Here is a 12026-nt window from a genome sequence, read left to right on the forward strand (position 1 = left end):
CCGCGACGTCGTATTTCTGAGGCCATGAAAAAGATTCTCATTGCCGACTACGACCCCAAGAACTTGACCTACCTTCAGACCATCTTGGCGGGGAAGGGCTTCGAAGTCCAGACGGTCAACAACGGCCAGGATGCGGTCGAGCACTTTCAAAACTGGAACCCCGACCTCGTCATCATCGAACCCATGCTTCCCAAGCTCCATGGTTTCGAGGTTTGCAAAAGAATCAAGTCGGGGCCGCGGTCGGATGTGCCGCTCATCTGGTGCACCAAGACCTACAAAGGGAGAAAGTACCGCAGCGAGGCGCTTCAGAAGTACCAGGCCTTCGAACACCTGGAGCGGCCCGTGACCGACGACGTGCTGCTGAAAGCCGTGGGACGCGCTTTGGGCCTGGACCTGCTAGGGCCGAAGCCTTCCAGGGCTAAAGGGGCCGGAGCTTCTGCGGAGGCGTCCGCCGCGGCCAAAACCACTGGACAGGTGGTGCACGACGTTGACCGCGATGCACTCCTGCGTGAAATGCGGCAGATCGGACGGAAGGAGAAGAAAACGCGAGAGAAGGAGAAACCAGAAGCGCCGGAGCTCTCTCCCGAGGAGGCCGCGAACGTCACCGCGCAGGCCATGGAAGACTTTCTCAAGCCGCCGAAGAAGCGGCGGAAAACGGACATAAAGAAAGCCAAGGCCTCCCTGAAGCAGACTCTCAAGGACCTCAAGAAAACGCGCAAGAAAAAGGATGCTTCGCCCTACGGCTTGAAGAAGGGGGCGGAACACCTTGAGGAGCGTTCGTTTGAGCCGTTCCAGTGGGAAGAGTCGCCGGAAGAGCCGGAGCCCCAGGAGGAGTCTTTGCCCCAAGCCCCGGGTGCCCAGGCCTCGGAAGAACAACTGCTCACGTCGGAAGACCTGTTTGGAGACATTCTCGCGGAGGAGACGCCTCCGGAGTTTGAGTATCCTTCAAAAGCCAAGCCCGCGGCCGAAGATGCGCAAGGCGCCGAGGAGGGGGAAGATCTGGATGAGATCGCCGCCGAGGACGAAGAGGGTTCTTTCGAAGAAGAAGTTGAGGAGCTTTCGGAGTCGCTTGGAGAAGCCCAGCCCGAAGAGGCTCCGGCAGAAGGGGAAGAAGGAGAAGATTTCGAACAGGAAGGCACGCCGTCGCTCGATGCGCTCGATGCGCTTGAAGGCGCCGTCGAAGGGGAGGGCCTGGAGGAAGAAATCGCCGCCCGGGACGAGCTGGAATCGGACGAAGCGGATTCTTCCGAGGAAGAAATTGAGGAGCTTTCGGAATCACTTGAAGAATCTCACGAGGAAGAAGCGGTGATCGAGGGAGAAGATTTAGGACGGGAAGGCACGCCGTCGCTCGACGCGCTCGATGCGCTTGAAGGCGCCATCGAAGGCGGAAATCTGCCGGACGAATTATTTACCGAGTCAGAGGAGGAACAGGACCTGGAAGAGGCCCCCTCCGGCGAAGAGTTTGACGAGGAAGAAGAGGAAGAAGAAATTTCGGAGGAGCTTGAGCCGGCCGTTTCAGATGAGGCCGATTCGTCGCCCCGCGTTGTGGAACTGCACGACGACGAGGAAGAAGAGGCGCCGGCCCTTGAGGCTGTCGATGCCACGGAAGGCATGGCGGAGGAAGAAGAGCTTCCCGAAAACGCTGCGGAGGGAGAAGAGGAATTTCCTGAAAAAGCCTCGGCTGAGTCGGAGAGCGACGAGGAAACGGAAGAGTACAAAACGCAGGCGCTGGACGCGGAACATCCCGAAGATCAATACGCGACGCTTTCCCCTGAGGAAATGGAGGAATCGCCCGTACTCGAAGAGACTTCTGAAGAAGACTCGACGGACCTCGAGGAAAAAGTGTCCGTGCAGGAGGAGGAAGAGGAAAAGGAAGAAGAGGAAGAGCAAAGCGTTCCTGTCGGCGAAGAACTGCCCTCGCTGCCCGGGGAGGATATTGCGGCTTCCGAAGAGGAAACTTCTGCTTCCGCTCCAGAAGAAATTCTGGATTCAAAGAAAGATTTCAGTTCGGAAGAAGAAGCCATAGGTTCACTGGACGAAGTTTTCGATGCTTCCGAGCCGGCCGCACGGGAAGCGCCGGAGGAGGCTGAGGAAGGTGAAGTGGGGGACTTGGAGCCCTTTGAAGCGGTTGAAGAAGAAGCGGAAGAGGCGGCGGAGCCTCCCGAGAAAGCGGAGGAGGAACGGCAGGTTGAGGCGCCGGCGGAGGAGGAGGTTTCGAAGGACAGCACGGCGCAAATCGAACGCGACGAATTCGTTGAAGAGATGCGCAAGAGCATGCCGCCGGAGGAGATGTGGACCGGAGCGGAAGAAGAAAAAGTGCAAGAGGGAGCTTCCACTGAGGAGGATTCTTCCCCCCTTGAGATTGAGCCTGCCGAAGAGATGCCGCAGGAGGAAGCCGCCCGGGAGGAGCCCGCTGTTGAGGAAGCGGCGCTTGAAACCGCCGAATCGGTTGAGCTTGAAGGCGGGGAAGAGATTTCCCTGGCGGATGACGAGGGAAGCGGAAAAGAGGAAGAATCCTCGGAGGAAGTAAATCTCCATTTTACGCCGGAAGAGGATAAGCAAGGACCTTCTCTCTCCGAGGCCGAAGAGGAGGAGCCTTCGCTCCTTATGGACGAAGTCGCGACCGGTGAGGGTGAGGAAAAAGCTTCGGCCGAAGAGCCGGTGGAAGAAGAGCGGCAGGCACTGGCTGTTTCCGCCGAAGCGGTTCCTTCGGAGGCGCCGAAGGAGGAGGAATCGGAGCCGACTCTCGCCGACCTCGCCGAGGTGGCCGCGCGTCCCAGGCCCTCGCTTTCGCCTCGCCGGCGGGTGAAAAGCGGGAAAATTTTAAAGATTGCCGCGAGTCTGGTCGTTGTGGCGGCGCTTGCCGTTGCGGGATACCTATTTCGCGACGCGGTTTCTGAAAAATTCTTCCGCTTTCGCGACGCGGTTTTTGACAAAGTCTCCCGCGGAGTATCTGAAGGTCTGGAGACAATAAAGGAAACGGCTCCCTCCCCCGCGCCCGTCTCCAGCGAACCTCTCAAGAATCTCGAGGGCGTTAAGAAGCCGCAGCCCCTGCGAACGACGACGCCGCTTCTGCCGCAAGACTCGGAGGCTCCGTCGGGGACCCAGGTTTTCGTGAGCGCGCACATTACGGTTGAGGGCAGCGTCAAGGAGGCGCGCACGGTTCACAACCCGTCCGACGAGCCGGTGCTTTCCAGGCTGGCCGAGGCCGAGGTGCTCACGTGGACGTTCACGCCGGCCGAAAAGGACGGGCGGAAGGTGGCCGTCTGGCTGACCGTTCCCGTGCCCTTTGCCCGGGGGGAATAGTCGACTTGTGCGCCTGCGGCATAGTAGAATGGGCGCATGCTGGACGACAAGCAGCGCCGCTACTACGAGGAGCTCCACGAGCGCACCCGGAAGGAATACCTCTCGCTTGAGCGCCAGGTGGCGGAGATACTTGCAGGGGTCAAGGAGCGCATCGAAGGGCTGCGCGGCCAGATGGACGCCCTTTTGAAGATCTATGCGGGGATTTGCGACCGGTTGGACGTGGAAAACGACCTCGCCCTGACGGAGGGAGAAGGGGAAGAAGAAGACGAGGAGGAGGAAGAGGAGGAAGAATACGACGAGGAAGAAGAGATAGATTAGGGGGGCGGCCCCGGGTGGCCGCCCGAATCCCGACAAAGCAACATGGCGCCCACGCGGCGGCGCCCCTACAGAAGCGCTTCCAGCACTTTCCTTGCCACGTCCATGGGCGAATATTCTTCCGAGGGGATATCCACGCGAATCTGGCCCGAGGGCGTGCGCGACGCCGCTTGGTTGGCTTTCAGGAACGCGGCCAAGCGGCGCCCGTCCACGCGCGCGGCGGCATGGAAGGTAAAGAAGAGGCTTCGCCGGCGCTCCTCGATCTTTTCCATCTGCAGGCGCCGCGCCAGCATTCTCAACCCCGCCGCCTCGAAAAGGCGGCGCGCCTCTTCTGGCGCGGGCCCGTATAGGTCCTCTGTCTCGTCGAGAATCCGCTGCGCGCTTTCCGCCCCGCGGGCTTCCACCAGGCGGCGGTAGAGCCGGAACCGCTCCGCCATCTCCGGCACGTAGCTTTCGGGAACGCGCGCCGGCTCCGCGAAGCGCAGCGTGGGCTCCGCCTCGTGCTCGACGGCCTCGCCCTTCAGCTCCTTTATTTTCTGCTCCAGGAGCTTCAGGTACATGCCGAATCCCACGGCTTCGATGTGCCCCGACTGCTCGTGGCCGAGCAGGTTGCCGGCGCCGCGAATCTCGAGGTCCCTCGCCGCGAGCTGAAAGCCCGCGCCGAGGAAGGAAAACTCCTGCAGGGCGCGCAGCCGCTCGCGCGCCTCATCCGTGAGCGCCGCGTCCGTCGGGACGAACAGATACGCGTAGGCGCGCACGTCGGAGCGCCCCACGCGCCCCCGCAGCTGGTAGAGGTCGGCGAGGCCGAACGCGTGGGCGTTCGTGACGACCAGCGTGTTCACCGACGCGATGTCCACGCCGTTTTCCACGATGCTCGTCGCCGCGAGGACGTCGTAGCGGCGCGCGAGAAAATCGATGAGGGTCCGCTCGATCCGGCGCGGCGGCATCTGGCCGTGGAGCGACACGGTGCGGGCGCGCGGGACGAGGCGCTCGACGAGCTTCGCGTGGTAGGAGAGGGTCGCCGTGTCGTTGTGGACGTAGTACACCTGGCCGCCGCGCCGCAGCTCGCGCTCCACGGCGCTCCGCACCACGTCCTCGTCGAAGGGCAGGACGATGGTGTGGACGGCGAGGCGGTTCGGAGGCGGCGTCTCGATGAGGCTCATGTCGCGGATGCCGCCGAGCGCCATCTGGAGAGTACGGGGCACGGGCGTCGCGCTCATCGAGAGCACGTCCACCGTCTCGCGCCATTGCTTGATTTTTTCCTTCTGCGCGACGCCGAAGCGCTGCTCCTCGTCCAGCACCACGAGACCAAGGCCGGCGAAGCGCACGTCCTTCGAGAGGAGCCGGTGCGTGCCGATGACGATATCCACCTTCCCCTCGGAAAGCTCGGCGGCGATTTTTTTCTGCTCGCCGGCGTCCTGGAGGCGGCTCAGGTGCGCGATGCGGACGGGAAGCCCGCGAAAGCGCTCCCGAAACGTGAGCATGTGTTGCTCGGAGAGCACCGTCGTGGGCGCGAGGAGCGCGGCCTGCTTGCCGGCCGAGACGACCTTGAAGGCGGCGCGGGCCGCCACTTCGGTTTTCCCGAACCCCACGTCGCCCACGAGGAGCCGGTCCATCGGATGCGGCGATTCCAGGTCGCGCTTGACCTCCTCCACGGCGCGCGCCTGGCCGGGCGTAAGCTCGAAGGGAAAGGTTTCTTCAAAGTCGCGCTGCGCCGACGTGTCGGGAGGGAACGCATGTCCCGGGCGGCTTGCGCGCTTTGCGCTGAGCGCCAGGAGTTCGCCCGCCAGACTCGCCATCGAGCGCTCCATGCGCGTGCGCAGGCGTTTCCATGAGGCGCTTCCCAGGCGGGCGAGCGAGGGCGGGGGAAACGCGTCCTTCGAGGCGAATTTCTCCACGACGCCGAGGCGCTCCAGGGGAACGTAGATTTTCCCGTCCTCGTACTGCACTTCCAGGCATTCCACGTCGTAGCCGTCCGTCCGCAGCGTGCGGAGCGCCGCGAATTTCCCCACGCCGTGGTCGGCGTGCACGACGTAGTCGCCTTCGGCGAGTCCCCGCAGTCCTTCCGAAAACACCTCGGCGACGGACGCCGCCGCCGCGTGCGCCGGCTTCGAGGGGGCCAGAAGGCGCGCCTCTTCGAACATGTCCGACTCCGCCAGGATGAAAAGATTGTTTTCCGGCCACTCGAAGCCGTCGAGCACCGGAAGCTTTCCGATAGTGGGCGCCGTCTCGTGAAAGGTTTCCAGAGAAATCTCGGGCCGGTATTCGACGTCGAGGCCGCCGGCACGCGGGGTTTTTACCTGCGCAAGCGAGTCGGCAAGCCTGCGCCCCCGCCCGAGCGACGAGACGCCCAGCACGACGCGGCGGCCTTCCTGCCGCTCTGGGCCTGTCGGCTGGAGGATTTCTTGCAAGTATTCCGCGAGCATCTCCAGGTTGCCGTCGAAGCGGGGCGGCTTCGCGGTTTGAAGCGAGACGACGCGGCCTTCCTCTCTCTCCTCTCCCTGCGGAAGAGGGGCCGGGGGCTGGGGAAGCTCGTGCAGCGAGACGTGCGGGGAGTCGAGGAGTGGCAATTCTTCCAGGAAAATCTCCTCCGCGCCCGGGGCGGCCGTCTCCCCGCTAGCCGCGGCCATGGCGGCGTACGACGCGCGCGCGCGGCGGACGCCGCTGCGGCAGAGGGGCGGCTCGTCCGCCGCGAGGAGCATCTCGTCGGGCTCGAACCGGCCCCGAAGGAGCGCTTCGAGCGACGAGGTGTTTTCGTAAAGCCACGCGGCGTGGAACTCGATTCCGGGAAAACGGTCCCGGCGCTCGAGCCCGCGGGCCGTGCGCTCCGCTGCATCCTGCGAGGCGCCGCGCGCCAGCGCGGCGTCGCGCCAGCGGCGGGCGGCGGCGTCGCTCAGGACGATCTCGCTCTCGCACGTCACCAGCGCGCGCTCGACGGGTCCCGCGGAGCGCTGCGTGGCCGGGTCGAACCGCCGGAGCGACTCGATCCGGTCGCCGAAGAACTCCACGCGGAGGGGCTCGCCCGCCGAGGGCTGCGGGGCAAACGGCGGGAACACGTCCACGACGCCGCCGCGATGTGAGAACTCTCCCGGCTCGACGACGCGGTCGGCGTGCAGGTAGCCCGCGGCTTCGAGCTGGCGCAGAAACTCCTCGAGGCTCATCGCGCCGTCCGGCCGAAGTGCCATGGCAGCCTCGTCGAAGACCGCAAACGGCGCGAGCCGCATCGCGGCGGCCGGCGCGGCCGCGACGAGAAATGAAAAATCCTCGCCCGAGGCGAGCGCTCCGAGCGCCGCCGCCCGCTCGTGCAAAAGGCGCGCGTGCGGCGCCTCGCCCTTGAAGGGATTGCCCGTGAGCGCCGGGAATTTCAGAAGGATTTCCCGCGGCGCGTAGGCCCGCAGATTCTCCGAAAGGCGATGGAGCGCGTCGTTGTCCGGAACGACCGCGACGACGGGAGCGCCCAGCAGGCGCTGCGCCTCGGCCAAAAGGAACGCCTTCGCGCCCTCGACCGCGCCCAAAAGAAGCGTCGGCGCGCGCCTTCGGAGGCGGTTCAATACGGAAGCGGGAAGCATGGTTTTATTCTACGGCGTCCCGGAAGCGTTGGCGAATTAAAACAGCGAAATTTCCGGCGTTTTATTTTTTTCCCTCCCGCCTGTAAACTATGCTTGTGCACCGAAGAAAACCCTCGACGAGCCGGGGAAAGATTTTCCGCATGCATAGCGCGCTCCTTCGCGCGCTCGGGCCCCAGGGATGGTGGCCGGGCGACGGGGCGCTCGAGATTTCCATCGGGGCCATCCTCACGCAGAACACGGCGTGGACGAACGTCGAGCGCGCCCTCTCGAACCTCAAGCGCGCCGGCGTCCTGACGAAAAACATGCGCCGCTCACTCGAAATGCTCCACGCGACGCCGCAGGCGCGCCTGGCGCAGTGGGTGCGCCCCTCGGGCTATTTCCGCCAGAAGGCCCGGCGCCTCAAGCATTTCCTCCGGCATGCCATGGAGCGCCACGGCGGGGACCTGGAGCGCTGGTACAGGCGACCCTTAGGGGCGCTTCGCCGCGAGCTCCTCTCGCTCGACGGCATCGGCCCCGAAACCGCCGACTCCATTCTTCTCTACGCCGCCGGGAAGCGCGTCCTGGTGGTGGACGCCTACACGCGCCGCGTTCTCGCGCGCCACGGCTTTCCCGTCCTGGGCCTTTCCTACGACGAGCTTCGCTTCTTTCTGGAGGCGCGCCTTCCGCGCTCGGCCCGGCTCTACAACGAATTCCACGCCCTGCTTGTCAACGTGGGCAAGACATGGTGCCGCCCGCGCGCGCCGCGGTGCGGGGCGTGCCCCCTGAGCCCTTTCACGCCCATCCACAAGGAGCGAGTGCCGTGATCGAGGTGCACGAGCTGCGCATGGTGTACCGCAGCGTCTCGCTCCGGTACGTGGGCGATTTTTTTTCCGCACCCGTCAAGCACGTCGCGCTCGGCGGCGTATCGTTCGAGGTGCGCGAGGGGGAGACCGCGGCCGTCGTCGGTCGGAACAGCGCCGGCAAGACGACGCTTCTCAAGATTCTCGCCGGCCTCGTGCTTCCGGCCTCCGGGAGCGCCCGCGTCGGCGGCTTCGACGTCTTAAAAGAGCCGGTGGAGGCGAAGCGGCGCATCGGCTTCATGGGCTCCCAGGAACGCTCCTTCTACTGGCGCCTCACGGCGCGCCAGAATTTGCAATTCTTCGCGGCCCTCTACGACCTCCGCGGGGGCGCCGCCGCGGCGCGCGTGGAAGAGGTTTCCGGGATGCTCGACGTCGGCGAGCACCTGGACCGGCCGTTTAGAAGCCTTTCCTCGGGAGTCCAGCAGCGCATGGGGCTCGCGCGCGCTCTCCTTCACCGCCCCCGCCTGCTCCTGCTCGACGAGCCCACGCGAAGCCTCGACGCCGACTCGGCCGCGCGCTTTCTGGAGCTGCTGGAAAGAATCTCGCGCGAGGAGAGTCTGACGGTCTTCTTCGCCACGCACACCGCGCGCGACCTCCGCCTGGCCCGCCGCATCCACGTCCTCGACCGGGGCCGCTTCACCTGGCGGGGAACTTCGAAAGAGTTCCTCGCAGCGGGCGGCGAGGGCTCCGGGCCGGCGCCGCGCACCATGGAAGAAGCGCTCGAGCACATGCTTTCGAGGGAGGAGCACTCTTGAGAGCTTTGACGGCCTTCCTCAAGCGCGATTTCCTCAACGACGCGTCCTACCGCTTCGCCTTCGCCCTGAATTTCGTCGGGATACTTTTCCTGGTCACGCTCTGGTTCTTCATCTCACGCTTCCTCGGCAAGGACGTGACCCTTCCCGGAAGCGGCGAGACGGTCGACTATTTTCCTTACGTCCTCCTGGGCATCGCGGCGATGGGCTACCTTCAGACCGCGCTCGGAGGATTCTCGAGAAAGCTGCGCGCCGAGCAGCTCACGGGAACGCTGGAGGCGCTCCTCGCCACGCCGCTCTCGATGCGGATGCTCGTCGTGGGCACCCTGGCGTGGGATTTCCTCATGAGCTCTTTCGGGGTCATCCTCTACGTGGCGATCGCGGCCGCGTTCTTCGACATGCCGCTCCACGCCTCCGGCCTCGTGGGCTTCGCCCTGGCGCTCGTCCTCACGGTCGGCTGCGCCGTGGCGCTCGGCATGCTCTCGGCCTCCTTCATCATCGTGTTCAAGCGCGGCGATCCCATCAACATGCTGATTACGGCCTTCTCGGCGCTGTTCGGCGGCGTCTTCTTCCCCGCGCAGGTGCTTCCCTCCTGGCTCGAGCCCGTGGCGAAGGTCGTGCCGCTTACCTACGCGCTCGACGCCATGCGGGGAAGCCTGCTTCTGGGAAAAACCCTCTCGGAGATTGCGCCCAGCCTGCTCGTCCTCGCCGGATTCTGCCTGGTGCTCCTTCCTCTCGGCGTGGTCGCGTTCGGACGCGCCGTGGACCTGGCGCGCCGGAACGGCACGCTGGTGCAGTATTGATGTCGCAGGGCGCCGCGGCCGTTGTCGCGGGCGTGCGCACGCCGTTCGTCAAGGCATGGACGGCCCTCGACGGCGTTGCGGCGCGGGAGCTCGCGCGCCTGGTGATTCGGGAAATCGTCGACCGCGCCGACCTGAGTCCGAAGGAGGTTGACGAGGTCATCCTGGGCTGCGTGTCGCAGCCGGCCGAGGCCGTAAACGTCGCGCGCGTCGCGGCGCTCGAAGCCGGCATTCCAAGGAGCGTTCCCGCCTACACCGTGGCGCGCAACTGCGCCTCCGGACTGCAGGCGCTCACGTCGGCGTGCGAGAAGATTCAAACGGGACAGGCGTCATGCCTCATCGCGGGCGGAGTCGAGTCCATGAGCAACGTTCCGCTCCAGTTTTCCAAGGCGGCGCAGCGCAAATTCATGGCTCTCGGCCGTGCGAAAATTTTTTCCCAAAAATTCGCCGCCGTCTTTTCCTTTCGCCCCAAGGACTTACTCTCACCCGTCGAGGCCCTGCGGTGTTGCCTCACGGACCCCGTCTCGGGACTCGGCATGGGAGAGACGGCCGAGCTTCTCGCCAAGGAGCTGAAAATATCGCGCGAGGAGCAGGACGCCTTCGCGCTCGAGAGCCACCGCCGCGCCGCCCGGGCCTGGGACGAAGGGCGCTTCCGGGACGAGGTGATGACGCTCTACCCGGCACCGAGCCACGACGCCGTTTCTTTCGACACCGGAATCCGCCGCGACCAGACGCCGGAGGCCCTCGCCAAGCTGGAGCCCGTGTTCGACCGGAAGTTCGGCACCGTGACGGCCGGCAATTCCTCGCAGGTCAGCGACGGCGCCGCGGCGCTTCTCGTCATGCGCGAGGACAAGGCCCGGGCGCTCGGCTACCGTCCCCTGGGCTTCGTCCGCGCTTACGCGTACGCGGGGTGCGACCCGGCGCGCATGGGACTGGGCCCCGTGTTCGTTGTACAGAAGCTTCTTAAACAGACCGGCGTCCGGCTCGCGGACGTCGAGCTGGTGGAGCTGAACGAGGCCTTCGCGGCCCAGGCGATAGCCTGCGAGCGCGTGTCCTCCTCCGCGTCGCTCGCGAAGCGCTACGGCCTCGACGGCGCCCCGGGCGAGCTGAACCGCGAGCGCCTAAACCCCAAGGGGGGCGCCATAGCCCTGGGGCATCCCGTGGGGGCGAGCGGCGCGCGCCTGGTGCTCACGCTCGCGCTCGAGATGAAGCGGCGGCGGCGGGCGCTCGGCCTCGCCGCCCTCTGCGTCGGCGGGGGCCAGGGCGGGGCGCTTCTGTTAGAGAGGAAATAACCGGCGCCTGCTCGCTCGCACCTACCGCCCGCTCTTGCCGCGTCCCGCGGGAATCGCAAGCAGGGGGCAGGGGGAGAGCCACGCCAGGCGCTCGGTGTTCGACCCGAGAATCTTCTTCGGCAGGTTGGACTCGCCGCGTGTTCCCATGACGACGAGGTCGATCCTGGCCCGCTTGGCGTAGCGGGCGATGCCCCTGCTGGTGAACGGGTCTTCCGTGACCCGGCAGCAGATGTCCAGGCGGCTCGCCCTTTTCAGCACGCCGTCGAAATGCTTCTTCGCCCTCTTTCGCATCATGCCCTTGATGCGCTTCAGGACCCATGCGGCCTCCTCGTCTTCCGGATAACCGTAGGTATAGGTGTCCTGGACGTGAAGGACGTGGAGCTCCGCGCCCAGCGACCGGGCCATGGCCACGGCCGCCCGGAACGCCTTGTTGGCGGTGGGGGAAAAATCGGTGGGACAAAGAACGCGCCGTATGGCGGCTCTCCTGAGAATAATGTGGGGTAAAACCAGCACCGGTTTCGTGGAGGCGGCGAGCACCTTGCCCGTCACGCCGCCCAGCGCGAACACGCGGGCCACTTGGGAGGCCCCATGAGTGCCCATCACGATAAGGGCCGCCCGCTTCGCCCTCGCGTAATCCAGAATGGCCCCGGCGGGAACGCCGACCGTTACGTGCCGCGTAACGTCCAGGCCGTGGCGCCTCGCCTGGTCCTTGGATATCAGGCGGCGGATGCGGTCGTTGGCGGACTCGACGAGTGCGTCGCGGATCGGGCGCTTCATGAGCACGCTCTCCTTGCCGGGCGCCCACGAGGCCTCTACCACATGGAGGAGGTGGATTTTTGCGCGCCTCACGTTCGCAAGCTGGGCGATATAAGGGAGAACTCTTCGGAAATTTTGTCGAAAGTCGGTAGGGACGACAATGGTTTGGATTTTCATGGTTACGCCTTCTTTGCTTGCGGCTTCCGGTGCACGCGCGCGCACCCCGAGCCGTGTATGTGCTGAATGCCGTGGTTGTCGAACGTTCTCATCTTCAAAATCTTAGCACACAACGAGGCGATTCTTGCCAGGCCCGGCGCGCACGTGCGATGAAAGCGTCCCCATGCCCGCTTTCGGGCGCGCCGAAGCGAGCCTGCCGCGTGAGCACATCCCGACTCTC

General features: G+C 65.2%; 8 protein-coding genes. 6 read left to right on the forward strand and 2 right to left on the reverse strand.

Annotated features, from left to right (window positions below):
- Positions 1-24 precede the first annotated feature (24 nt).
- Together JSV08_01345 and JSV08_01350 are read left to right on the forward strand one after the other, a co-directional pair.
- A complete protein-coding gene (locus tag JSV08_01345) occupies positions 25-3306 on the forward strand; it encodes a response regulator (GenBank protein ID UCF81095.1) in 3282 nt (1093 codons plus the stop codon).
- 36 nt (positions 3307-3342) lie between these two features.
- On the forward strand, positions 3343-3624 hold the full coding sequence (locus tag JSV08_01350) for a hypothetical protein (GenBank protein ID UCF81096.1): 282 nt from the start codon (positions 3343-3345) through the stop codon (positions 3622-3624).
- A gap of 65 nt (positions 3625-3689) precedes the next feature.
- On the opposite strand, the gene mfd is transcribed toward JSV08_01350, so the two are convergent.
- The gene (mfd, locus tag JSV08_01355) at positions 3690-7190 is read right to left on the reverse strand and encodes a transcription-repair coupling factor (protein UCF81097.1); all 3501 of its coding nucleotides are present in this window, start codon (positions 7188-7190) and stop codon (positions 3690-3692) included.
- A gap of 89 nt (positions 7191-7279) precedes the next feature.
- On the opposite strand from mfd, the gene JSV08_01360 reads away from it, so the two are divergent.
- The 4 genes from JSV08_01360 to JSV08_01375 are packed head-to-tail and all read left to right on the forward strand — an operon-like array spanning position 7280 to position 10873.
- On the forward strand, positions 7280-7993 hold the full coding sequence (locus JSV08_01360; protein ID UCF81098.1) for an endonuclease III domain-containing protein: 714 nt from the start codon (positions 7280-7282) through the stop codon (positions 7991-7993).
- The gene (locus tag JSV08_01365; GenBank protein ID UCF81099.1) at positions 7990-8784 is read left to right on the forward strand and encodes an ABC transporter ATP-binding protein; all 795 of its coding nucleotides are present in this window, start codon (positions 7990-7992) and stop codon (positions 8782-8784) included. Before JSV08_01360 ends, JSV08_01365 begins: the two co-directional genes overlap by 4 nt.
- On the forward strand, positions 8781-9584 hold the full coding sequence (locus tag JSV08_01370) for an ABC transporter permease (GenBank protein UCF81100.1): 804 nt from the start codon (positions 8781-8783) through the stop codon (positions 9582-9584). The genes JSV08_01365 and JSV08_01370 overlap by 4 nt, the downstream gene beginning before the upstream one ends.
- On the forward strand, positions 9584-10873 hold the full coding sequence (locus tag JSV08_01375; protein ID UCF81101.1) for a thiolase family protein: 1290 nt from the start codon (positions 9584-9586) through the stop codon (positions 10871-10873). Before JSV08_01370 ends, JSV08_01375 begins: the two co-directional genes overlap by 1 nt.
- Positions 10874-10894: 21 nt before the next feature.
- Here JSV08_01375 and JSV08_01380 read toward each other — a convergent pair whose 3' ends face one another.
- A complete protein-coding gene (locus tag JSV08_01380; protein ID UCF81102.1) occupies positions 10895-11806 on the reverse strand; it encodes a universal stress protein in 912 nt (303 codons plus the stop codon).
- Positions 11807-12026 lie beyond the last annotated feature (220 nt).

The sequence above is a fragment of the Acidobacteriota bacterium genome, assembly GCA_020349885.1.
GTDB lineage: Bacteria > Acidobacteriota.

Coding starts and splice junctions, on each gene's coding strand:
- JSV08_01360 (UCF81098.1), top strand. CDS start 7,280: ATGCTTGTGCACCGAAGAAAACCCTCGACGAGCCGGGGAAAGATTTTC.
- JSV08_01375 (UCF81101.1), top strand. CDS start 9,584: ATGTCGCAGGGCGCCGCGGCCGTTGTCGCGGGCGTGCGCACGCCGTTC.
- JSV08_01380 (UCF81102.1), bottom strand. CDS start 11,806: ATGAAAATCCAAACCATTGTCGTCCCTACCGACTTTCGACAAAATTTC.
- mfd (UCF81097.1), bottom strand. CDS start 7,190: ATGCTTCCCGCTTCCGTATTGAACCGCCTCCGAAGGCGCGCGCCGACG.
- JSV08_01350 (UCF81096.1), top strand. CDS start 3,343: ATGCTGGACGACAAGCAGCGCCGCTACTACGAGGAGCTCCACGAGCGC.
- JSV08_01345 (UCF81095.1), top strand. CDS start 25: ATGAAAAAGATTCTCATTGCCGACTACGACCCCAAGAACTTGACCTAC.